This is a genomic window from Streptomyces sp. NPDC055400, from assembly GCF_053644375.1.
Genome location: NZ_JBSHLM010000001.1, coordinates 742,248 through 764,347, shown reverse-complemented (window position 1 = coordinate 764,347; position 22,100 = coordinate 742,248). Strand labels below are relative to the sequence as shown.

Below are 22,100 nucleotides of genomic sequence, written 5' to 3'. Positions count from 1 at the left end.
GCGAAGGCCCCGGGAAGACGGCCTTCGCGGGGCGCTGGCGGTGCCCGGTGACGAAGCAGGCGTGGACGACGGCCGCGCGACCGCTGACGCCGAGCCGCTGCCCGCTGTGCTTCAACTGCACGCTGACCGTGCCCGTTGCGATCGCGAGATCAGATGCGATCGCCTCGGTGCTCTTGCCCTGCGCAACGTGTGCGGCGACCCGAACCTGCGCGGACGTGAGATCAAGAAGAGTCGCGGTCGGGCGAGGTCGGACACTCACGAGAACCGTAGATCCTTTCGGGGGGAAGGGCAGTTGTCAGGCGCGGGCCAGCCACCGCTGCCGCTCGCCGTCGGTGACCAGACGACGGTCGTGGTCGAGTTCCAGTTGGGCAAGACGCGCATAGTGCTCGACCACATCCGTGCCAAAGGCCCTACCTGCGAGGGCGCTGCTGTGGAAGGCGGTGAGGGCGTGGGCGAGGGTGGGCGGTAGGGGAGTGCCGCCTGCGGTGTAGGCGTTCCCGGTCTCCTCGGGGCCGAGGGTGAGCTTGTGTTCGATGCCGTGGTCGATTGCCGCCAGGACCGCGGCCAGGGCGAGGTAGGGGTTGGCGTCCGCGCCGGGCACGCGGATCTCAAGATGCAGGCCCTCGCCGTGGCCGACCACGCGGATGGCGCAGGTGCGGTTGTCGTAGCCCCAGCTGAACGTGGTCGGGGCGCAGGAGCGTGGCGTGAACCGCTTGTAGGAGTTGACGTTCGGTGCGTACAACGGAGCCAGTTCCGGCAAGCCGTCGAGCAGACCCGCGACGGCTTGCCGGCCGATGGGGGACAGGCCGCCGCCGGGCTCGTCGAGCTGGCTGATGCCTTTCGACCACAAGGACACGTGCAGGTGCAGGCCATTGCCCCGGCCAGTCTCCGGGGCCGCCATGAACGTGGGTGCCAGACCGGCGCGTGAGCCCAGGGTGCGCACCGCGTGCTTGAAGAACAGATGCAGGTCGCAGGCGGTGACCGCGGGCCCGTAGGGGAAAGTCACTTCGACCTGGCCAGGACCGGCCTCGGTCTTGATCGCCTCCACGGGCATTCCGGCGCCGGCGAGCGCACGCTGGAGGCGGCGGAAGAACCGGTCGGACTCGGGGTCGTGATCGAGGGAGTAGTCCCTGTTCTCCATCGCCAACGGAGGCAGGCCCCGAAAGCCGGCCTGATCCGTATCCGCGTAGGTGCCCTTGTAGACGACGAACTCGGTCTCCAGCCCCACCTTGGGATGCAGGCCATACCTGGACAGACGGGTCAACTGCTGGTGAAGGACCTGGCGGGGCGCGATGTCGATGGGAGTGCCGCCCTGGTGCACGGCGTCGCCCAGCACGACGGCGGTACGCGGTAGCCACGGCACCACGCGCAGAGTCGGCAGTGCCGGTTGCACGGACAGGTCCTGATAGCCGGTCTCCCACGAGGCCAGTGCGAAGCCCTCCGCTGGGCTCATGTCGACGTCGGTGGCCAGGACGTACGCGCACATCTCGGCGCCATGATGGGCGACGCGCTTGAGGAAGTGGCCGGCGTCGTACCGTTTCCCCTTCAGCCGTCCCTGCAGATCGGGGACCGCCAGTAGCACCGTGTCGATCGCCCCTGCTTTGACGAGGTTCCGCAGATCGTTGAGGGAGAAGGACTTCTCCGAGCGCCTGCCCGAATCGGGAGCGGACGCCGTGGCGAGGCGCGCCATGGCGCCGTTGCCGCTGGCAGTCCCCGTCATCAGACGACCTCGTCTTCGTACGTGCTCGCCGAGCGGTCGAAGTTCTGGGCCGGTACTTCGTAGGAGCGTCGCCCCTTGAACTGCCACGAGATCCAGGCCAGGACCAGAACGGATACCAGCGCGATCGACGCGTAGTTGAACGTGTCGACGGACACCAGCCCGCCGCCCTCGGGACGGGTCTGCGGCAGGCAGAAGAGCACGGTGACGAAGCCGACCCAGCCCACGGCTGTCCACCCGATCGGCTTGCTCCACCGGCCCAGGTGCCAGGGGCCGCGCACGAATCGTCTGCCGGCGCGCAGCCGCAGGTAGACCGGGATGGCGTAGGCGGGAGTGATACCGATGACGTTGATCGAGGTGATCGCGCTGTAGGCGGTGGTGGAGTACAGCGAGGGCAGGGCGAGGACGAAGGGGACGGCGACGGCGAGCCAGACAGCCGGGACGGGCGTCTTGGTCCGGCGGCTCAGGCGCCTCCAGGTGGTGGAGAACGGCAGAGCGCCGTCCCGAGAGAACGCGAACACCATCCTCGACGTCGACGCGAGTCCGGCGTTCGCGCAGAACAGCTGCGCGACAATGACCACCAGGAGCAGGGCCTTGGCGGCAGTGGGTCCGAGCGCGTCGAGGAAGATCTGCGCCGGGGGGACGCCGGTCGCGCTGCCCACGGTGCCGGCGTAGTCCTGGATCGCGAAGAGCATCCCGGCCAGCAGCACGAAGCCTACGAGCCACGACCAGAAGATCGAATGGACGATGCCGCGGGCGGCACTCACCTGTGCGTGCACCGTCTCCTCCGACAGATGCGCAGAGGCGTCGTAGCCGCTGAAGGTGTACTGGGCCAACAACAGCCCCAGCAAACCGACATACAGCGGGCTGTCCCAGCCCGTCTGGTTGCTGAACTCACCGAAGACGAAGCCCGCCGACTGGTGGTGGGAGGGCACGAAAGCGAGCGCACCGACGATCACCGCGACACCGGTGACGTGCCACCACACACTGATCGAGTTCAAGACGCTGACCAGGCGGACGCCGAAGAGGTTGAGCGTGGCGAGCAGCAGCAGAATCACCGCGAAAATACCCAGAGTCCGCTCCGGGGTGGGCGTGAAGCCCCACTGCAGATTCAGCCACGCACCAGTGAACAAGGCGACCCCGTAGCAGCCGCCGGCCATCCCGCCCAGCAGGCCGAGCAGGTTGAGCCAGCCGGTGACGTAGCCCCAGCGGGGACCCCCCAGTTTGCTGGCCATGAAGTACAAGGCACCGCTGACAGGGTAGGCGGAGGTGACTTCGGCCAGGGCAGCGCCGACGGCCAGCACCATCAAGCCGACCACGGCCCAGCCCCACAGCATGACGGCCGGCCCACCGGTGACGAGCCCGAAGCCGAAGAGCGTCATGCACCCGGACAGGACGCTGATGATGGAGAAGCTCAGCGCGAAGTTCCCGAACGGTCCCATGCGGCGAGTCAGGACGGGCTCGTAGCCGAGCTCCCGCAGGTGCGCCTCATCGGACTTCCGAGGCGTGGCACGGCGAGTTGGATCTAAGCGGGTCACGGAACGACCTCCAGGAGATCAAGGAGAACAAGGATTGACGGGGGCATGCCAAGCTGTTAGGGGGTGCCTGACGGCGATCACGGGTGCGGTCCGGCACGGGATTTGTGAGTGCGGGCGAAGGACAGGGACTCTGCGCGCGCTCGCAGAGCCAGTGCCTCGCCGGGATCTGCCGCTGCGGCTCCGTCGTGCACCGAGGCCCAGGGCTCCCGTGCCGCGTAGGGCCCCATCGCTTCGACGACTTCAGCTGCCTCCAGGTACTGGTGGCCCGCCCATAACGCATAGGCGAGATGGTTCAGATCGGCCACCGAACGCAGCCCAGTGGGCGCCTTGTGGAACCAGTCGTGGAAGGCGTTGAGCGTGTAGTTGAGCGCAGGCTCTTCTGCCCACTGGCGCCGCCACAGCGGATCCACGCGGGCGCGACGCTGTTCGATCAGCGCGTACACGGGCAGAAGCAGCAGCGGCGATCCGACAGGTCGCTGCCCCGCCACCGACCAGCTGAAGTCGACGACCGCGGCCAGGGATGCGGCGCGCGGGACATCGAGGGCGAGCATGAACTGCAGCACGCGGTGGTAGGCCTCGCGGTTGTACGGATCGCGCTGATTGATCTCGTAGAGCAGACCCCACGGACCTCTCGGCAGCATCGGTTCGGCGGACATCAGGCGGTGTTCACGCCGCAGTTGCCGTGTGTCGATCTGGGCCAACGCCATCAGACACACCCACGGCACGGGATCGTGCGGCGCGCGACGAGCAGCTAGTAGGGCCTCACGCCGGGCCTTGATCTCGAACTCCGGGGTCTGTGGATGTCGTTGGCGGTGTGCACGCAGAGTCCGCTCGACGACCACGCGAACACTCATGAGTTGCGCGTCGTAGCTGTCAGGCTCTTCGTCGAGCCAGACGCCGACCACATCCGACCGGGCGGCTGCCACCGCCAGCAATTGAGTGCGAGATGTCCGCAGCGCCCACTGCACGTCCGTCTTCAACAGCAGATCCCGGGCTGTTTTCCAACGCCCCGCCTCCAGTTCGACCAGGGCTACGCGCAGGTCGTCGTCATGGCCTGCCGGGTTATACACGAGACGCATCACCGCCCCTCGAATCGAGAAGGGAGACGCTCCGAGCGAGAGACGCGGCTGATCCCCAGATGAACGCGGGCACCGCGATGCGGCGGGCTATTCAGGTTGGGAGTGAATGTCATTGGGGGCCTCAGGAGGATTGTGGGGATGGGCCGCGAAATGCAGGGCGCGTAGCGTTCGGAGCGCCGGGAAGTGGCTCGTCTGTAGCGCGTATCGCTCTACAAATGAATCTGGCCGATCATGTCCGCAACGCCGGTGACGAACCGGGTGATGCTCGGAGCCATCGACGTGCTGGCCAGGAAGAATCCGAAGAGGATGCACACGATTGCGTGCACCGCATTCAGTCCGCTCTTCTTGACGAAGACGGCGACGAGAATGCCCAGGAGTATGACGGCGGAGATGCTAATGGCCACCGTGGACCGCCCGTTGGCAACGCACTCCTGACGGGTGGCGTGGATCATGTGGGCAGCGGGGGGACAGGAGCGGGCTCCGGACCGTCCCTGCTCGTGAAGCGGTGGACAACGTGGACTCCGTTGGACGAGATCAGCGACAGGTTTCGCGACACGACGAGCGCCGGTCCGACCGAATGGTCACGCTCTCGGTCGGTTCGTCTCCATACCGTGCTGCGGGACGCCCAAGACTGGCGGCAATACGTCCCGCGCACACATTCCCGAGGTGATATCACTTGTGTGATTCCCGCTCTACCAGAAGTAATTGAAGTTGCACGCGCTCACTCAAGGGGAGGCATGACGTGCATCAGCAGTCGCTGCGAATCTGCGAGCGGTGCGGTGGCCAACTCAGCAACTACAACACCGACATCGTGTGCTTCGCATGCGCCCGCTCCAGAGTCCTGGAAGAGCACACGCCCATCGTGTCGGAACGCGTCTGGCTCGATCCAGGCGTCCGCGACGCGCTCGCAGCGTGGGATTTCGGCCAGGCCAGCCGCCTGATCCGACTACGTGGCGGCCTTCGGCAGGACGACATGGCCCAACTCACCGGCCTCAGCCAGCCATTCCTGTCCATGCTGGAGTCAGGCGGCCGTCGCCTCACCAACATCGACAAGATCATCGAGTTCTTGACAGGCCTCGCTGTGCCTGCCGAACTTGTCCCGCTTCCCCTCCCGAAAGCCGCGGCCCGACAGGCGCAGTTACCGCCGGTCCAGTTTGCCGGTGACGCCGATCCGACCTTGCCTTGGACCACCGCTCGTATGGTGGCAGCACTGGACACTGCGGCAGGAGGCAGCGCGATGGACCGTCGAGGATTCCTGACTGCAACGGGCATAGCACTCACCACCTTTGTGAACCAATGGGACACCGCCGAAGCCGAACCCCTCCGCCGGGCGGCCGAGGGCAGCCCTCTCTCCCACGAACTGCTCGATGGCCTCCAACGCACCACCGACAGCCTGCGGACCATGGACGCGAGCGATGGCAGCGGCACCCTCACGGATCTGGGCGACGCCCACCTCCAGTTGCTCAAGAGCCTCGTCAAACAGACCTCGTACGACGAGGCAACAGGCAGGCGTCTGGCAGGGATCATCGCCGACACCGCAACCCAGACGGGTTGGTTCGTCTTCGACTCCGGCGAGCGCGACCGAACGCTCGGATACCTGTATGCCGCGCTCCGTGCAGCCAAGGCTTCGACAGACATCCGACTCGGTGCCGGCGCCCTGTCATACATCGCCATTCACGGCTATTCCACCGGCGCACCACACCACGCCGTCACCGCCGCACAACGAGCCCGCAGCAAAATCCAGGCACTCGGGACGCCCGCTCTCGAAGCCATGCTGCTGACCCGACAAGCCCGCGGACACGCGAAACTCGGAGAGCGACAAGCGGCGCTCGCCGCGCTCGGACGCGCCGCGGAACTCTGCGCCCAAGGGCGCTCAGAACACGACCCCGGGTGGCTCTACTGGATCAACGAAGGGGAGATCCACGGCCAGTCAGGCAGCTGCTACCTCGACCTGGGCGACCCGCGCAGCGCCGTCGCCAGCTTCACCAAGGCACGCCAGGCCCTCAACCCGGCAGACCACCGAACCAAAGGACTGTTCCTCTCCCGCGCGGCAACCGCCCACATCGAACAAGGCGACCTCGAAGCCGGGTGCGCCACCGCACACGAAGCCCTCGACCTCGCCGAACAACTCCAGTCAGCCCGCCTGAACGAGCACGTCGAGGCAATGCGCCGCCAGATCCACTCGGTGAGCCACAGCCCGTACGCTCAAGCAGTACTGGAACGCGCCGCCGCCGTGACGGGAACAAGGAGCCAGACGTGACCGAGGCCCAGCAGATCCTCGTGCTGTGGGACATCGACCGCACGCTGCTGTACGTCGGAGACATCGACCGACAGGTGTACCGCGAGACATTCGCCGAGATCGTCGGCCGCCCCGCGGAGCTACTCCCCGCTCGGGGAACCGGCGTCACCATGCCCCTCGCAATCCGCGCCCTGCTCCTGGACAACGGCGTTCCGGCCCCGGATGTCCCCCAACTGCTGCCGCGCATGGTCGAACTCCTCCCACACCGGCTCGCCGCGCATACCGACGACCTGCGTCAGCGAGGCGTCCTCATGCCCGGCGCCGTGTCCGCTCTGAAGGCGGTGCAAGAGCAGACGAACTACGTGCCGACCGTCGTCACGGGAAACCTCAAGCCCAACGCGCTGCTGAAACTACAAACGTTCGGCCTCGACGAGTTCCTGGACACAGAAATCGGCGGGTACTCCTCCGACGACGACCACCGCCCAGCCCTCGTGGCCGTCGCCCAGAAGCGCGCCCAAGCCAAACACGGGACGGCCTTCACCCGCCCCAACACCGTCATCATCGGAGACTCCCTCGAGGATGTCCGCACCGGACTCGAAGGCGGCGCTCCTGTGATCGGAGTCGCGTCCGGCAAGACCACCAGCGAGCAACTGGCATCAGCCGGAGCCGATGTGGTGCTCGACAGCCTCGAAGACAGTGCGCGGCTCTTGGACGCGATCAGGGCAACGACCCTCAAACGCGACTGAGACGGATACTCAGCAGGAGCTCTCAACTGGGCGTATTACATAAGTGATATGGGCATGCGAGTGTCCCCTCGTACGCTGTCTGTCGCGCGCAGACGAGAAACGGGGGTGCGATGCAGAAGCACACTCGCGTTTGTGCCAACTGCGGATGCCGGTTGAGCCAATACAACACGGAAGATTGGTGTGCCGCCTGCGCACGGGACAGGCGCCTCGACACCGACCCTGGACCGCGCATCGCGGACGCCGTGTGGCTCGATGCCGAAGTCCAAACAGCCATCGCCGCATGGGACTTTGGTCGCGCGAGCCGCCTCATCCGCGAACGAGCGAGCCTCCGCCAGGAGGACATGGCGCACATGACAGGGCTGAGCCAGGGCTTCCTGTCGATGCTCGAAGCCGAAACCCGGCGGCTCACGAACCTCGACAAGGTTGCCAAATTCCTGAGAGGCATCGGGACACCTGACGCCCTGCTTCCCCCACCGTTCCGCGAACACGACGCACATTCCGCACCGGCGCAACTTTCACCGCCACGCCCAGGTCCCAACGAGTTCCGACCTGCGAACACTGACCTGCACCATCTAGCGGCGCACGCAGCATCGCAGTCCCTGCAGTTCACCGAAGAGATCACGAAAAGCAACGTGAGTGATGTTGAACTTGAAGGGCTGGCGGCCCAACTCACCAAGATCGCGACCGAGTACGTACATGCCCCACTACACCCGCTGTTCAATGACCTCCTGACGACGAGAGACCAACTCTTCTCCCTGTTAAGCGGCCACCAATTGCCACGCCAGACCCGCGAACTGTTCCTCTTCGCCGGCACGAACTGCCTACTCCTCGCTCACGCATCCCAGAATCTCGGGGACCAAGAGTCCGCGTTCGCCCAAATCCAGACGGCCTGGGTGCTTGCTGAGCAAGCCGACCACAACGGTCTACGGGCCTGGGTCAAAGGAACTGCCGCGCTGATCGCGGAATGGTCCACTCATCGGCGAACGGCCCTCGACTACACACAACAGGCCATGCGGCTTGCGCCGGGCGGCGAGACCCGGATCAGGATCGCCGCGATCGAGGCCAGGGCGGCAGCACGCATCGGCGACCGCGACACTGCTCTGAGTGCGATCGAAGAGGTCCAACGCGCCCGCGAACAGCAGACCGCTCCTGACGGACTCACCCGGTTTGGAGGTCTCCTCACCTTCCCGGAGGCGAAGCAGGAGTACTACATCGGTGGAACCTACGCTCTGCTCGGCGATTACCAGCGGGCCGAGCGGCACGCAACCGCGGCCATCCAGCTATACGAGCGCGGTCCGAAGGAACACCGGTCGTACGGTGACGAGGCCCTGGCGCGCCTCGACATCGTCACAGCCCGCATCGCCGTCGGGGAAGTCGAGGGAGCGGGCGAGCAACTCCAGCCGATCCTTGAACTCCCGGCAGACAGGCGTATCCGGCAGCTCGGCGACGCCATGCAGGGAGTAGCTACGCTTCTCGAAGACCCGCGGCTCGCCCGGAGCCGGACGGCCCGCGAGTTGGCAGACGCGACCCGCGGCTATCAGGCGATCGATTCCCGAGCGGAGGCCCTCACCTCATGACAATGACGGTCTCTCCTGAGTCCGCCGCCCGGATGGCCTGCCGGGCGTCAGGACTGGCAGATCGCTCTCTCATCAAGCTTCGCCACCACGCCACCTCTGTGTTCCTGCTGGCCGCTGAAGACGTCGTGGTGCGCGTTAGCCCAGCCTCGCAGCAGTGGCGTCTCGAAACCGCTGTGTCGCTCACACGCTGGCTCATCGCGAACGACTTCCCGGCGACAGAGCCAGTCGACGTCCCTCAGCCAGTGACGTACGCCCCGTACGTCGTTACGTTCTGGCGGCACTACCCACAGCCAGGCCTGGGCGCTCCTGCAGCCAGCCATCTGGGAAGGCTACTGCGATCCCTACACGACCTGCCGCCCCCGTCAATTCAGCTGCCAGAGCACCAGCCGCTCTCCTCACTCATGGCGGCCTTGGACAGCAGCACCTACCTGACGTCGGCACAGCGCGATTGGCTGAAAGAGCGACGAGCGGAACTCCTCGCGTCTTTCCGAGATTTGGAGTTCCCGCTCGGCCGCGGCCATATCCACGCCGACGCGTATCCGGGCAACACGCTGTGGGACGGTCAGGAGATCAGACTCGGCGACTGGGACGAGGCAGCGTTCGGCCCGCGTGAGATCGACCTCGCCAACACATTCCAGGGCGTCCGCTTCGGTCGCAGTATTGGGGAACTGGACGAATTCAGCCGGCGGTATGGATACGACATCAGGAAGTGGCCCGGCCTCCCGGTCCTCTGTGAAATCCGGGACCTGCACACACTCAGCTCCTTCATTCGTCGTGCCGACCGTGGCGACGAAGCTGCCGCGAGGCAGTTGACCCACCGCATTGAAACGCTCAGGAACGAGGACAGCCAGGCCCAGTGGAGCGCCGCCTGATCACGATGGCCGATCATACGAAGAAGTGGGCGCAGGCGATGCGGCACGGCTGCTTCTCAGCCGCGGGAGCCTTGGCCCGAGCTATCGGTGACCGAAAAAATAGACTCGCGGACATGGACCGTTGTCGGATGGGCGTACGAGATCGCGGAGTCCTTGCTCGCAGAGCCGCTGCTGCGCCGGTGGGTTCACACACGCAGAGTGGCGGCTCGTGCCGACTCGCTGCCCCGCTCCTCGGAGATGATGCCGAGACGCGGGGAGCAGTCGCGCCACTGTCACGGTTCGGTGATCCAAGCCTCGATGCCGCGAAGCGCCCGGGCGAGGACATCGTCGGGAGCTCCGGATGAATGGAGTGATGTATGGGCCAGTGCTCCCAGTTGTGCATCTGGCAGCGCCAGATGTGAGCGCGCGAGCTGATATTCCGTGAGTAGGCTGGTCCCCAGCAACAGTGGATCGTCGGAGCCCAGGGAGCAGCGCACCCCGGCCTCCAAGATGTGTGGCAGAGGATGCTCTTCGAGGTACTTGACGACTCCCAATGTGTGATTGGACGTCAGGCATACATCTAAGGTGACCTGTTCGTCGGCGAGGCGATCCAGAAGCGCGCGGTCTTCAATGGCGCGGACACCGTGGGCGATTCGGTCCGGGATCAGTGCGTCGAGTGTGCTGGCGAGACTTCGTGGGCCCGCGAGTTCGCCTGAATGGGGCGCGAGAATAAGGTCTGCATCCCGGGCGATCGCGAAGGATTTGTTGAATGCGGCCGGCGAGTTGGCGGACTCATCTCCGGTGAGTCCGAAGGCCACTACGCCGCGGCCTGCGTATGCGGCGGCCAGTTGCGCGAGTCTGGTGGCTTCGCGGGGATCGCGGTTGCGGCTGGCGCCGAGGGTAAGTCCGAAACCGACACCGAGGGGCTTTCCTGCCGCGAACCCAGTCTCCAGGACCAGCTCGAGCACTTCCTCAGCCGAGCCGAGAACGGGGGCATAGGTGGTTGGGTTGAAGTGGGGTTCGATCCACACGGCCCCGGATACGGCCGCGTCCTCGACAACTTCGCGTACGAGTCGACGGAGATCGGCTTTCGTGCGGATCAACTTGACGACGGCTCGGTAGCAGTGCTGGAACTGGTCGAAGGAGCGGTAGTAGCCGAGCTGTGGAGTCGGCATGCCGCGGGGCTCCGCCAAGTCCGCGAGAGTCTGGGGCCGCATGCCGCCTTCGAGGTGGAGATGGAGATCAGCCTTGGGTAACCGCGCCAGGCAGCGGCCAGTCTCGGTGATCTCGCCGGAGGCTAAGGGGCTCTGGGCCAAGGCTGTGTCCTCGTGGGAAACGCGGTCAGTGGGCGGTGTCACAGGCGCTCAATGTTCGGGCCGCTCATGCGAGCCCGGCAGTCCAGGGCGTGGGCCGCGTGTCGCTCGACGAGCCGGAGGTCGAATGCGTCGTGATCGGTCAGCAAGACCACGGCGTCGGATGCCGCCAGGTGGGCCGCTGTGAGGTGGGCATGGTGAGCGTGTGCATCCAGCTCGAAGGGTTCCTCGACATGAGGGTCGACCACCTGGATCTGCGCTCCCTGGGCGATCAGGAGCCGCGCGATGGTGAAGGCGGGCGAGTGCCGGGTATCGCCGGTGTTGGCCTTGTAGGCGAGGCCGAGGAGGAGGATACGCGAGCCCTTGACCGGCAGGCCGCGGCGGTTGAGCGCCTCGGTCAGACGTTGTACGACGTGGGCCGGCATTGAGGTGTTGATCTCGTCAGCCATTTCGACGAGGCGCAAGGCGCTGCCTGTCTGACGCCGGACCTTCCAGGACAGGTAGGTGGGGTCGATCGGCAGGCAGTGTCCGCCGACGCCGGGGCCTGGCGTGAAGCGCATGAAGCCGAAGGGCTTGGTCGCGGCGGCGTCCAGCGCCTCCCAGATGTCCGTACCCAGTTGCTTGGCGTAGGTGGCGACTTCGTTGACCAGGGCGATGTTGACCTGGCGGAAGGTGTTCTCCAGGACCTTCGCCAGTTCGGCGTCGCGTATGGAGGCGACTTCGACGACGGTGTCGACGAGCCCGGCGTAGAACGCGCTGATGGCTTCCAGGGAAGCTGTGTTGATCCCAGAGACGATCTTGGGCGTGTTCTGGAGGGTCCAGGTTCGGTTGCCGGGGTCGATGCGTTCCGGGCTGTAGCCCAGGTGGAAGTCCGCGCCCGCGGTGAGTCCGGACGCGGCCTCCAGTAAGGGTTTCAGGACGTCCTCGGTGGTTCCGGGGTAGGTGGTGGATTCGAGGACGATGATGCAGCCGGGCCGCATGTGCGGGGTGAGTATCTGGCCAGCGTGCTCAACCGCGGAGAGGTCTGGCACGCCGTCTCGCAGCGGGGTCGGCACAGCGATGACCGCGACGTCGAACCCGGCCAGGTCTCCCGGGCATGCCGTCGGCGTGTACCTGCCGCTGGTCAGGACGGCCGTGATCTGGTCCGCGGGCACGTCCGGACTCAATGACTCTGCTGCCTGGAGCCGTTTCACGCGTAGGGCGTCGGTATCGAAACCCACGACACGGTGGCCGGCCCGCGCTGCCTGGATGGCCAGAGGAAGGCCGACATAGCCTTGGCCGAGTATGACAGCGCGGCGCGGTCGGAGAATCGCGTCAGCCACTGGCGATCACTCGACCGGCAGGGGCAGGTCGGCGGCCAGCAGACGCTCATGGAGTTCTCCGAGGGCCGTGCGGTTGCTGTCGAACCGCAGCACCTCCTGGGCTGCCTTGTAGTCCAACCACTGGACGGCGGTGTGTTCGTGGGAGAACTTGATCTCGATGTCGGTGAGGTCGGTGGCGAACGAGTGCTCCGGTACAACGTAGGTCCCGGAAGGCCAGCTGTCGCGATCAGCGAAGAACCGTGCCGGGATGCTGGCCGTGGTCTGCAGCGGGTACAGGGGGACCGGCTGGTCGAGGCCGAGTTCCTCACGGGCCTCGCGTGCGGCGGCCTGCTGCGGGGTCTCGCCGGCCTCGCCGCCGCCAGCCACGGCCTGCCATACGCCCATGTCCTCGCGCCGCAGCACGGCGAATTCGATCTGTTCGCCGACTCGGCGGAAGGGCACGACGAGGATCTGGAAGGGGGCTCGGGTCATTTTGGCGTACTCCTTGACCAGTGATCGGATGAGACTCGTGGGCGGGCGGGCCGGCGCTGTTCTTGGCGCAGATGGTGACGGTTCTCGTGGATCTTTTCCACGGTGCGCACGACATCGGCGAGTTCCGTCGGCCCCTCGAGCAGCAATCCTGAACCGGCTGCCTGCCCGAGCAGCACTAGCGTGGAACACGCCGCGCGGGCCTGCTCGGCTGAGACGGTCCGTGAGCTGGAATAGTCGCGGCTGGTGATGTCGGCGTAGACCGGCTCATCGGGGCATGCGATGAGGTCACGAGTGGATACAGGTATGCCCTCTGCCCGCAGCGCGGCGCGGAAGGCCCCGAGTGAGGCGCTGTTGGCCTCCTCGTTGCTGAATGCTTCGCCGTCGAAGGTGAAGGCGAAGGAGAACCGGCCGTGCGCGGTCACCCGCGGGTCGAGAGCCGCGGGCACGGGCCTCAATCCGGGGACACGGGACAGCGCCGAAGCGAGGAATGCCGCGCCTTTCGCCTTCGCCTCCAGGTGGGACTCCAGGCGCTTCAACTGGGCGCGCAGGACAGCGGATTGGAATTCGCTGAGGCGCAGGTTCCAGCCGAGTTCGGGGTGATGGGCGGCCCCGCGAGGGCGGCCATGATCTCGCAGGGAGGCGATGCGTGCGGCGAGTGCATCGTCGTGTGTGACGACTGCCCCGCCTTCGCCGGCGGAGATGTTCTTGGTGCTGGCGAAGCTGAACACGCCGATCCTGCCCAAGGACCCGGTCTGAGAGCCGTTCCAGGTCGCTCCGAGCGACTGGGCGCAGTCCTCGACGATCGGAATGTCGTACGTGCCGGCAACGGCGCCGAGACTGTCCATGTCGGCCGGGTGACCACCCAGGTGAACGGCGACCACTGCCTTCGTCTTCTCGCTGATCGCGGCCTTCAGCGAGGAGCCGGTGATCGTGTGGGTGGCGGGATCGATGTCCACGAAGACCGGCAGGCCCCCGAGCAGGGAGACCGCGGTGGCCGTCGCCAGGTAGGTCATCGCGGGCACGATGACCTCGTCTCCCGGCCGTACGCCCAGGGCCTTGAGGGCGATCATCAATCCGGCGGTGCCGTTGGCGACCACGGCTACATGGGGCACTTGCAGGTAACCGGCGAGTTCGGTCTCGAAGGCTTCTCCTTGTGATCCGCTGTGGATGCCGCCCCATCGGCGGCTGTCCAAGACACCGGCCAGTGCGTCGAGTTCCGCCTGGTCGAACTGCGGCCATGCCCGGAAGGGGCGTGTGCGCAGGGGTGATCCACCGAGGAGTGCGAGAGCTGTCATGGCCGTACCTCCTCCGCGACCGTGCGCAGGAGGTCGCGATGTTCGGTGATCCACATCAGTTGCTGGTGACGGGCATGGGCGAAGGCGGACATGTCGCGAACCTCGCCCTCGGGCGTGGTAAAGGTTCGGGTCTCGGCCGCCTGGACGGTGATGTACAGGTCGATCATGAGTGCGCGCTCCGCCGCGGGGATCGGCATGACGGCTTGATAGGCGCTCAGATAGGACCGGAATGTTGAGTCCAGCAGCGGGGCGGGCAGCTCAGGACTGACGGAGGCAACGTAGGCCCGCATAACCTCGTAGGGCCGCGGGAAGCGGGAGACCTGGTCGAAGTCGATGAACAGGTGCTGCTCCGGGGTGTGCCTGGCGAGCACGTTGTCCAGTCGCGCGTCACCGTGGACCCACCTCTTGGGCGCACTCGCCACCGCCTGCGCTCCGAGCCCGAATTCCGCAAGGATCCGCAGACGCCAGTTGACGACCTCGCGGAGGGCCTTGTCTTGAGTCTGTCGCAGAACGTGCTCCAGGCCTGCAGCGGGAGGGTCGGACAACTCAAGGAAGTCCGTGTGGCGACCGCCGGGACGGAAACTGTCCAAACGGGTGTGCAGCGCGGCGAGTGCAGCGGCGAAGTCGGTGAGTCCGGGCGGCTGTGCCGCGTGGATGTACTCGGCGAGCATGTACGTGGCACCGTTGATTTCGGCAGTCAAGTGGCCGTCCGGTGACCGCCGCAGCTGCGGGGCCAGCCCGGCCAGGGCCGCATGCTGGTGTGCTTGTGCCGCGAGGCGAGTGCGCACGGTGTCGAAGCGTCTACCGAACCGTTTGACGGCCAGCGATCCTTGATCGGTTGGCACCACAGTGGTGACCCCGACATGTCCACCCGCCAGTGGCCGTGCCGGCCCGCTTGCCCGCAGCCCGTACCGGCGCAGGCACGCGGACAGCTCCTCCGCGCCCATGGTCGTCGTCACTTGGTGAGCACCCTGTTTCCCAGGACGAGCAGGTCAAGGCCCGAAGAATAGAACGTACGGATCGCGTCTTGGGGGCTGCACACGATCGGTTCCTCGGCGAGGTTGAACGAGGTGTTGAGGACGGCACCGACGCCGGTGAGGTCGCGGAATGTGGTGATCAGCCGGTGAAAGAGCGGGTTGGTGTCCACGGTCACGGTCTGTGGCCGGGCAGTGCCGTCGATATGAACCCCTGCTGGGATGAGATGCTGTGCTTCGGTCCGTACGGGCAGGGTTCGTTCCATGAACGGCACTGCGGCTTCCGGGCCGAAGTAGGTGGCGAAGTCGTCGGCGAGCACGGCCGGCGCGAAGGGCCTCCACGGTTCGCGGAACTTCACCGCGTCATTCACCCGGTCACGCATGGAGGCACTGCGGGGATCGGCGAGGATCGATCGGTTACCCAGCGCACGTTGACCAAGCTCCATACGGCCCTGGAACCAGCCGACGATCTTCCCGCCGGCCAATGCGTGCGCCGCGACCTCTGCCGGATCGTCCACGGCCGGAGCCCGTAGCTTGGCGCGCGACAGTGCCTCGTTGATGGAGGTCTGGTCGAAGGACGGGCCGTAGTAGTTGTGCGTCATCGTGGGGCCGCGATCCGCACCGAGCAGGACGCAGTGGGTGTAGAGGGCCGCGCCGATCGAGGTGCCGCTGTCGTCCGGGCAGCTGGAGATGTAGATCTCGTCGAACGGGGTCGAGGAGATGATCTTGCCGTTGAAGACGGAGTTCATGAAACTCCCTCCGCCCAAGGCGACCCTTCTCTCCCCGGTCTGCTGGTGCAGGTTCACGAGCAGGTACCGCAGCGCGTCCTCAAGGACGTGCTGGACGGCCGCGGCCACATCATGATGCCGACTGGTGATCGCCTCACCTGGCTGGCGTGCCGGACCGAACCGGCGGACGAACGCCTCGCTGACCGCGCCACGCGAGGGACGAAGGTAGTAGCCGAAGTAGTTGAGGTCGACGCGGACGGTGCCGTCCTCGAAGTCGACGAGGTCGCGGAGCGCCTTGTAGGCACCAGAGTCGGGATCTCCGTAGGCGGCCAGCCCCATGACCTTCCACTCGTCGCGGTCGATCCGAAAGCCCAGGTATTGGGTGACCGCGCCGTACAGCAACCCCACCGAATGAGGGTAGGGAATGGTGTCGATGGTGGCGAAGGTGTTGCGGCCCCCGATTGCGCTCAGCGCGGTGCAGTCCTCGCCCCGGCCGTCGACTGTCAGGATCGCAGCCGATTCGAAGGGGGACAGGAAGAAGGCGTTCGCTGCGTGGGCGTCGTGGTGGTAGACGTAGTCGATCTGCAGGGGCTTGCCCGCGGTCTGCAGGATCTGCGTCGCGTGCCCCTGGTATGGCGCGTCCACCAGGGTGGCGAGGTTGTTCGGTACCGAGTAGAGACCCTCGGGGTGCCAGCGGGCGCGTCCCGCGTGGCGACCGTCGGGCACGCTCAGGTCGATCGCTGGGTTCGTGCTGACCGCGACCCGGTCCACGCCGTGCAGACCCCCGGGGACGGTCGACAGGCAGTAGTCGATGGCGCGGGCGGGAAAGGCCCGCGTGTGCTTGCTCCGGGTGAAGCGTTCTTCGGCCGCAGCCGCCGCGACCCGGCCGTCCTCGATCAGCGCGGCGGAGGAAATATGCAGATCACTGGCGATACCGAGGATGCGCATCTCGCTCACTCTCCTACCGCTGTGCGGCATATGAGGTCTTCGAGCAGTTGGACGGTCAGCGGGCCGGCGGCGGGCGGTTGGACCAGGCGGTAGGCGGGAATCTGCGGAATCCGTAACTCGGCCCGGGTCGTCGGGTCTGCCACAGCGGCCTGTTCCGGGAAGACTGCAGCCGGATGGAGCAGCAGGTTGCGGGCCCAAAGCGCCCTGCGTTCAGCACCGTTGAGCCTCTCCAGGCGGGGTGTGACCGCTCGCGGATCGAGGTGCGGTTCGATGGCCATGCCGAGACGACACCGAGGTATCACTCCACTGTCGGAGGCGGCCGCCAACTCCTGTGGCCGCAACTGGAGACGGGTGTCCCGCTCGTACCGGGCCGCAAGGTCGCCGTACTGCTGCGACCATCTGCGCGTGAGGAACGCCCGCAGCGGGCCTTCGGCCAGAGCGAGTACGCTGCCCGCGCGAATCCCGATCTGGATGGGGAAGCCAAGCGCCACGGCGGGCTCGGAGCCCTCCGTGGCAGGCAGCAGAGCGAACTTGTCGTTGCTGACCAGCACCGTCTCCGGGTGCTCTAGGGCGTGCAGGAGCGTCGTTGTCTTGCCGGCTGTACGAGCTCCGATCAGCGCCACGCCTGTTCCTCGCAGTGAGAAACACGCCGCGTGGAAGAACGGGTGTCCCCTCCGCAGCAGTTCACGCAGGATGAGCGCGCGCAGAATCCGTACCACCACCCGCCTGGAGTGGGGATCGGAGCCCGTCGGCGGCAGGAGGTGGACTGCTCGATGCCTGTCGTCGACGAGGCAAATCGTGTCTGGTGCCGAGGGGAGCACGGCTCGCCGCAGCGGCGGGGCGAGTTGTGCCTGATGGACCGAGACCCACAGTTTCAGGGGTACCTCATGGACGAAGAGCCGTGCCTGGGCCGGGGACTGCTGAGGTCCGAAATAGCCTTCCGTGTACCACCTGACGTACTCGACGATCGGCGACGGCGCGTAGATCTCGACCACAGCCTCTGCGACACCGATGTGTTCCCGCCGTGAGGCAGTGGTAGGACGGTGCACCCAGGAGTCGAGTTCCTCGCTCGATAAGCTGTCCTGCACGCGGGTCACCCCTCGACCGCGTAGGCGCCGCCGTCCACCAGGTCGGTCACGTGCTCCTCCAGTCGATCGATGCCGTCGACCGCCACGACGCTCTTGGCCTCTGCCAGGAGCCGGTTGGAGCGGTTCTTGAACGGGTCGCACACCTTCGGGCAGATCACGGGCAGCCTGCCGCGCAGCTGCCGGCGCAACTCTCCCTCCCAGACTGCGGCGAACGGCTGCTCCAGGGCGCTGCCGTAGCTGAAACCGCCCGGGCGGGGGTGGTAGTTGCACGGGTACAGGCAGCCGTCGGAGCCCACCGCGGCCATCAGATCGGTGATCGAGCATGTCGAGCACGACCGGGCCATCTCGCCGGTCTTACCGACCCGGTGGATCTCGAACAGCCGGAAGGCCTCCGTCTCGAGCTCTCCGCGGATCCGTGCGATCAACTGGGCGGCATGACGTGTCTGGTCAGGATCCAGCGGACGCTGCCCGGAATTGTCCTGCTTCAAGCGCAAGCTGTCGGCGCCTGCCGCACGGATGAGTCCGGCGGCCGTATGCACCTCGTGGAAGTTCTCCGGATACATGACGAAGGAAGTGTTGATCTCCACCTCCGAGCCAGTCTCGGCACGCCGCTGGACAAGCCGCGCCAGATTGGCGAGGGCCCGCTCGAACATGACCTTGCCGGCTGGCCGGCCGCCGTACTTCAGCTGGGCGTAGGTCTCCGGTGTTCCTGCATCGATGCTGATGTGCACATATCCGGCTGGAAGCAGGGCCTCGATGCAGGCGTCATCCATCAGCACGGCGTTCGTGAAGATCCCGTAGCGGATGCCACGCTCTGCCAAGAGACCGAATGCCGGTATCAACGCCTTGCGGGCGACGAGCGGTTCGCCGATCAACCCGGAGAACGACACGGCCTCCACCTTGAAGTCCCCCGAGTGGTCTTCGCCGTTCTGCCGGTAGGGCGCCTTCACCTCGTAGTCGACGATGTCGCCGATGAGTTTGAGCATGTTCGCCGGGTTCGTCAGATGGTCCGGGAGCCTATCCGCGGCACTCTTAGCCGCGTCGAGCATGACCAGCTGCTCGCGCTCGTCGTCCCACAACTCGAGAGGAACATGGTCTCCGATGCACCAAGCGCATCGCAGGTTGCACCCGCTGGAGGGATGGATCAGGACTTCGTACGGCGGGACGATCGCCCCCTGCGACACCGCCGCGAAACGCGACCAGTGCCGTCGGAGCACGTCTAGTTCGTTGAAGCGGCCGGGGAGATCGCTGCGAACATACGGGGCGAGCGGATTTGTCCCTGGAGTATTGGCCATGCGTAAACCCCTGAGCGTTGTCGGCTGTTGCCACGCGGATAGCTGCCGCGGCGTCGGAGCCGGGCTGGCGATGCCATGACAAGCTAGTGCCCCGCTGATGGCGGGGCATATCACCGGAGAGATATGGCTCGCAGGCTGCACATTCAGGGGCTGATATCACCAGCGTGATACGCGCTTCGGGCCCGATACTTCACGTACACATCTTCTCCGCGGGTATCCACATCGGACCCTCTCGTCTTGGGCCGTGCCCTTGCCCGTGAAAGGGCGCAGGCCGCCACCGGAACAACGCCCTGTGTCCTGCGCAGTGTTGCTCCGAGCCTCCGCTGCTCCCTTCACACCGCGGAGCTTGAACCGTTCCGGGTTCGGAGTCCCTATCGAACCCGGAACGGTTCAGTTACCTGGTTGTCTCAGGTGCCCGACACCCGTCACAGCACCGTCGGCTGACGCCAGCGGGACACCAGGGTGGCGAGCCGTCGGCGCCCTGGAAGCAAATGGCAGAGGGTTGAGGTCGACCTGTGCCGACGAGGCCAGGCACTGCCCGGCGGGTCGCTCCAATTCGGTGGAATCGGGCGACTTGGTCACCAGGGTCGCTGAGGACAGGGCAAGCTATGACCTGGTCAGGTCTTTCTCGTGCTCAAGGACGCGTCATGTCGTACAGCCCGCCTGTTGCCTCTTCCGCGGTCACCTACACCGACGGCTGCTACCGCTCCGTGATCGGGGTGCATCTGATCTTCCAACGTGGAGACCGCGTACTGCTCGGGCTCAGAGCGGGGACAGGATGGTGAGACGCCCACTACCACGTGCCCGCCGGCCATCTTGAAGCCGGAGAAACAGCTACTGCCGGGGCAGTGCGCGAGGCGGAGGAGGAGCTTGGCCTGACCTTGCGTGAGCAAGATCTGGAACTCGTACATACCGTCCATCACTGGACAGCGGAGGATGATCCGCGTCTCCAGCTGTTCTTCCGCGTCCGGTCATGGGGCGGAGAGCCGGTCAACGCAGAACCGCACAAGTGCGCTGGAATCGACTGGTACCGCCTAGACAGCCTTCCTGAACCCATGGTCGACTTCACTGCCGGCGCCCTGAAGCTGTTCCATAAGGGGATCGCCTTCTCATGCGTCGGCTGGCCCGAATCACCCAGCGGGGCCTAGTCGGGCAGGGGACTGGTGGGACAGCGTCCTGAGCGCCTGCCCCACCCGAGGTCCTCTACGCAGTGAACACGAGTTCCGACTCAGCGAGGATGTCCCGGCCCAGGACTGCCAGGTAGACCTCATCGACAGTGCCGTACGAGGCCTGCGCGATGTTGAGCCCCAGAGCCGCAGCGGCCTCGTGCACTGAGTTCTCGTCCGGCCCTTCGACCTCAAGGAATGTGGGAAGGTCGGGCCACGTGTCGATGTCGAAGGTGACGCCGTTGAGTTGCCACTCTTCGCGGTAGTTCTCTTGGTAGCGCAGAGCGGTGAAACCCATTGCCTCCAGCAGCGTCTTCGCCGCGTCGAAGTCGCCGACCTCGACCTCAGCTTCGAGGGTGGTGTCGATTGCCGACACATCCGACGTGACCTGCTTGTAGGTGAGGAAGGCCCTCTCACCCAGCTGTCGGAGGCGCAGCCAGCCGCCGCGGGCCTCGATGTCGTTGTTCTTGAACACGATCCGCCGCATGAGGGTGCGGGGCATGGCGCAGGTGGCCGACCGTGACATCAGGTGCTCGACGATCTTTGTGGCGTCGGCTTCGAGGAACCGTGCTTCGAATTCAGTCTGCATCGTTCTCTTCCTGCTGGTGGGTTGCGATGATCAAGCCCATGCGGTCGACGTGTTCGTGTAGTTGCTCAACGTGTGGTGCTTCACGGAAGGGCGGCGTATACGTCTCCCAGTCGATCGACCAGCCAGGGAAGTAGTGCCGCATTCCGCCTTCCTTCGGATAGTGCTCCAAGGTCAGGTGACGTGGCTCGACCGGCATCATGTATTCGGCGCCGAACACGCCGCCGTGTGGCCGGCACAGGCGCTTCATCGAGCCGACAAACTCACCGAGCGGACGGCGATGGTTGATGCTGTAGTGCCACGAGCAGCTTGTCCAGACCGCATCTGACGGCTCCAACTCCGAGTCCAGATCAAGAATATCGGCCTCAACGATCTCAACCAGGTTCGAGAGACCTTCTTCAGCCATCCGCTTGCGTAGGCCAGGCATCGTTGCCTCGCCAGCCTCGGGCAGGACGACTGGACTGCCATTGAGCGCCGTCGTGTTGCGCTCTACGGCAACGACACGAATCCCGCGCCGAACCAAGGGCAGTACGAACTTGCCGTCTGAAGCGCCAACGACACAGGCGGACTTGGCCCCGCGCTCTTCGATCAGGTCGAGGAAGAGTGGGAAGAACGTCCGGGTCTCCTGCCAGAGACTCCTTGTGGCCGCCGCCATCTCAACCCACCTCCGCCGTCGCGTACACCACGTCCGGGATCCCGACGGCGAACTCGTCGTCAGCCCGCGGCTCGTACTTGATCACCTGCTCAGTCTTGTCCCAGCGGAAGGCATTCACGTCTCGGCCGACCGCCTTGCAGGACACGGGCAGAGCGCCGCGCGGGTCCGACTCGATGCGGTCAAGCCACCCACCGGCCACCAGGTTGGAGCACTGCTCGCCCGCCGGCTCAGGGGACAGATCGGAGTCGTAGACGATCCGGATCCCCAGGGCGGCTTCCCGGATCTGCCGGTGAAGGTCGGCGTAGCGGTCGACGTTCACGACCTCGAGGTCCGGGTTCCCGGTCGCGTTGCCCACGAGCCGCAGCGCGTGGAGCTTCAACTCCGTCACGCCATGTTCCTCAAGCATCCCCCGCGACGACTCCGCTGAGGACATCACGCGCGACGTTCTAGCCTCGAAGCCGTCCCGACTCGTCGATTTGATCCGCATGGCCGAGTTCGACCTCGACCAGGCC

Annotated in this window: 20 protein-coding genes and 1 pseudogene; 5 read left to right on the top strand and 16 right to left on the bottom strand. The window is 65.9% G+C overall.

Annotated features, from left to right (window positions below; genetic code table 11):
* Positions 1-73 precede the first annotated feature (73 nt).
* From ACWIGU_RS03300 to ACWIGU_RS03280, 5 genes and pseudogenes are all read right to left on the bottom strand, one after another.
* Positions 74-259: pseudogene (locus ACWIGU_RS03300) on the bottom strand (LuxR C-terminal-related transcriptional regulator); the annotation flags it as partial.
* A 36-nt stretch (positions 260-295) separates the two neighbouring features.
* Positions 296-1,720 (bottom strand): glutamine synthetase family protein, encoded by a 1,425-nt coding sequence (locus ACWIGU_RS03295; protein ID WP_454396862.1) that lies wholly within the window; start codon positions 1,718-1,720, stop codon positions 296-298.
* Entirely contained in the window at positions 1,720-3,159 is a 1,440-nt protein-coding gene (locus ACWIGU_RS03290) for an amino acid permease (protein WP_454396860.1), read from the bottom strand. The genes ACWIGU_RS03295 and ACWIGU_RS03290 overlap by 1 nt, the downstream gene beginning before the upstream one ends.
* 173 nt (positions 3,160-3,332) lie before the next feature.
* Entirely contained in the window at positions 3,333-4,334 is a 1,002-nt protein-coding gene (locus ACWIGU_RS03285) for a hypothetical protein (protein ID WP_454396858.1), read from the bottom strand.
* A gap of 209 nt (positions 4,335-4,543) precedes the next feature.
* Positions 4,544-4,738, bottom strand: a complete 195-nt coding sequence (locus ACWIGU_RS03280; RefSeq protein ID WP_454397265.1) for a hypothetical protein — start codon at positions 4,736-4,738, stop codon at positions 4,544-4,546.
* 338 nt (positions 4,739-5,076) lie between these two features.
* On the opposite strand from ACWIGU_RS03280, the gene ACWIGU_RS03275 reads away from it, so the two are divergent.
* The 4 genes from ACWIGU_RS03275 (at position 5,077) to ACWIGU_RS03260 (ending at position 9,768) form a co-directional block, all read left to right on the top strand.
* Positions 5,077-6,594, top strand: coding sequence for a helix-turn-helix domain-containing protein (locus ACWIGU_RS03275; RefSeq protein WP_454396856.1), 1,518 nt, complete (start codon positions 5,077-5,079; stop codon positions 6,592-6,594).
* Complete coding sequence (locus ACWIGU_RS03270) at positions 6,591-7,319, top strand: HAD family hydrolase (RefSeq protein WP_454396854.1); 729 nt, start codon at positions 6,591-6,593, stop codon at positions 7,317-7,319. The genes ACWIGU_RS03275 and ACWIGU_RS03270 overlap by 4 nt, the downstream gene beginning before the upstream one ends.
* Positions 7,320-7,429: 110 nt before the next feature.
* Positions 7,430-8,896, top strand: coding sequence for a helix-turn-helix domain-containing protein (locus ACWIGU_RS03265; protein ID WP_454396852.1), 1,467 nt, complete (start codon positions 7,430-7,432; stop codon positions 8,894-8,896).
* Positions 8,893-9,768 carry a phosphotransferase family protein gene (locus tag ACWIGU_RS03260; protein WP_454396850.1) on the top strand — a complete coding sequence of 292 codons (876 nt, stop codon included), beginning with the start codon at positions 8,893-8,895 and terminating at the stop codon, positions 9,766-9,768. Before ACWIGU_RS03265 ends, ACWIGU_RS03260 begins: the two co-directional genes overlap by 4 nt.
* A 272-nt stretch (positions 9,769-10,040) precedes the next feature.
* On the opposite strand, the gene add is transcribed toward ACWIGU_RS03260, so the two are convergent.
* The 8 genes from add to ACWIGU_RS03220 are packed head-to-tail and all read right to left on the bottom strand — an operon-like array spanning position 10,041 to position 19,181.
* Positions 10,041-11,063 carry an adenosine deaminase gene (add, locus tag ACWIGU_RS03255; RefSeq protein WP_454396848.1) on the bottom strand — a complete coding sequence of 341 codons (1,023 nt, stop codon included), beginning with the start codon at positions 11,061-11,063 and terminating at the stop codon, positions 10,041-10,043.
* Positions 11,064-11,101: 38 nt separating this feature from the next.
* Positions 11,102-12,382 (bottom strand): nucleotide sugar dehydrogenase, encoded by a 1,281-nt coding sequence (locus ACWIGU_RS03250; protein ID WP_454396847.1) that lies wholly within the window; start codon positions 12,380-12,382, stop codon positions 11,102-11,104.
* Positions 12,383-12,388: 6 nt separating this feature from the next.
* On the bottom strand, positions 12,389-12,853 hold the full coding sequence (locus tag ACWIGU_RS03245; RefSeq protein WP_454396845.1) for an NUDIX hydrolase: 465 nt from the start codon (positions 12,851-12,853) through the stop codon (positions 12,389-12,391).
* Positions 12,850-14,148 (bottom strand): DegT/DnrJ/EryC1/StrS family aminotransferase, encoded by a 1,299-nt coding sequence (locus tag ACWIGU_RS03240; protein ID WP_454396843.1) that lies wholly within the window; start codon positions 14,146-14,148, stop codon positions 12,850-12,852. Before ACWIGU_RS03240 ends, ACWIGU_RS03245 begins: the two co-directional genes overlap by 4 nt.
* The gene (locus tag ACWIGU_RS03235; RefSeq protein WP_454396841.1) at positions 14,145-15,095 is read right to left on the bottom strand and encodes a phosphotransferase; all 951 of its coding nucleotides are present in this window, start codon (positions 15,093-15,095) and stop codon (positions 14,145-14,147) included. Before ACWIGU_RS03235 ends, ACWIGU_RS03240 begins: the two co-directional genes overlap by 4 nt.
* 8 nt (positions 15,096-15,103) lie before the next feature.
* On the bottom strand, positions 15,104-16,798 hold the full coding sequence (locus ACWIGU_RS03230; RefSeq protein ID WP_454396839.1) for a carbamoyltransferase family protein: 1,695 nt from the start codon (positions 16,796-16,798) through the stop codon (positions 15,104-15,106).
* A gap of 5 nt (positions 16,799-16,803) precedes the next feature.
* Positions 16,804-17,895 carry a hypothetical protein gene (locus tag ACWIGU_RS03225; RefSeq protein ID WP_454396837.1) on the bottom strand — a complete coding sequence of 364 codons (1,092 nt, stop codon included), beginning with the start codon at positions 17,893-17,895 and terminating at the stop codon, positions 16,804-16,806.
* Complete coding sequence (locus ACWIGU_RS03220) at positions 17,892-19,181, bottom strand: radical SAM protein (protein WP_454396835.1); 1,290 nt, start codon at positions 19,179-19,181, stop codon at positions 17,892-17,894. Before ACWIGU_RS03220 ends, ACWIGU_RS03225 begins: the two co-directional genes overlap by 4 nt.
* Positions 19,182-19,981: 800 nt before the next feature.
* On the opposite strand from ACWIGU_RS03220, the gene ACWIGU_RS03215 reads away from it, so the two are divergent.
* Positions 19,982-20,329, top strand: a complete 348-nt coding sequence (locus ACWIGU_RS03215; protein ID WP_454396833.1) for an NUDIX domain-containing protein — start codon at positions 19,982-19,984, stop codon at positions 20,327-20,329.
* Between the two features lie 55 nt (positions 20,330-20,384).
* Here the strand turns inward: ACWIGU_RS03215 and ACWIGU_RS03210 are convergent, their stop codons facing one another.
* The 3 genes from ACWIGU_RS03210 to ACWIGU_RS03200 are packed head-to-tail and all read right to left on the bottom strand — an operon-like array spanning position 20,385 to position 21,976.
* Positions 20,385-20,936 (bottom strand): class IV adenylate cyclase, encoded by a 552-nt coding sequence (locus ACWIGU_RS03210; protein WP_454396831.1) that lies wholly within the window; start codon positions 20,934-20,936, stop codon positions 20,385-20,387.
* Entirely contained in the window at positions 20,926-21,588 is a 663-nt protein-coding gene (locus ACWIGU_RS03205; protein ID WP_454396829.1) for a class I SAM-dependent methyltransferase, read from the bottom strand. The genes ACWIGU_RS03210 and ACWIGU_RS03205 overlap by 11 nt, the downstream gene beginning before the upstream one ends.
* 1 nt (position 21,589) lies before the next feature.
* Complete coding sequence (locus ACWIGU_RS03200) at positions 21,590-21,976, bottom strand: hypothetical protein (RefSeq protein WP_454396827.1); 387 nt, start codon at positions 21,974-21,976, stop codon at positions 21,590-21,592.
* Between the last annotated feature and the right edge of the window lie 124 nt (positions 21,977-22,100).

Coding starts and splice junctions, on each gene's coding strand:
- ACWIGU_RS03210 (WP_454396831.1), bottom strand. CDS start 20,936: ATGCAGACTGAATTCGAAGCACGGTTCCTCGAAGCCGACGCCACAAAG.
- ACWIGU_RS03240 (WP_454396843.1), bottom strand. CDS start 14,148: ATGACAGCTCTCGCACTCCTCGGTGGATCACCCCTGCGCACACGCCCC.
- ACWIGU_RS03295 (WP_454396862.1), bottom strand. CDS start 1,720: ATGACGGGGACTGCCAGCGGCAACGGCGCCATGGCGCGCCTCGCCACG.
- ACWIGU_RS03290 (WP_454396860.1), bottom strand. CDS start 3,159: ATGGGACCGTTCGGGAACTTCGCGCTGAGCTTCTCCATCATCAGCGTC.
- ACWIGU_RS03235 (WP_454396841.1), bottom strand. CDS start 15,095: ATGGGCGCGGAGGAGCTGTCCGCGTGCCTGCGCCGGTACGGGCTGCGG.
- ACWIGU_RS03205 (WP_454396829.1), bottom strand. CDS start 21,588: ATGGCGGCGGCCACAAGGAGTCTCTGGCAGGAGACCCGGACGTTCTTC.
- ACWIGU_RS03230 (WP_454396839.1), bottom strand. CDS start 16,798: ATGCGCATCCTCGGTATCGCCAGTGATCTGCATATTTCCTCCGCCGCG.
- ACWIGU_RS03285 (WP_454396858.1), bottom strand. CDS start 4,334: ATGCGTCTCGTGTATAACCCGGCAGGCCATGACGACGACCTGCGCGTA.
- ACWIGU_RS03260 (WP_454396850.1), top strand. CDS start 8,893: ATGACAATGACGGTCTCTCCTGAGTCCGCCGCCCGGATGGCCTGCCGG.
- ACWIGU_RS03265 (WP_454396852.1), top strand. CDS start 7,430: ATGCAGAAGCACACTCGCGTTTGTGCCAACTGCGGATGCCGGTTGAGC.
- ACWIGU_RS03245 (WP_454396845.1), bottom strand. CDS start 12,853: ATGACCCGAGCCCCCTTCCAGATCCTCGTCGTGCCCTTCCGCCGAGTC.
- ACWIGU_RS03220 (WP_454396835.1), bottom strand. CDS start 19,181: ATGGCCAATACTCCAGGGACAAATCCGCTCGCCCCGTATGTTCGCAGC.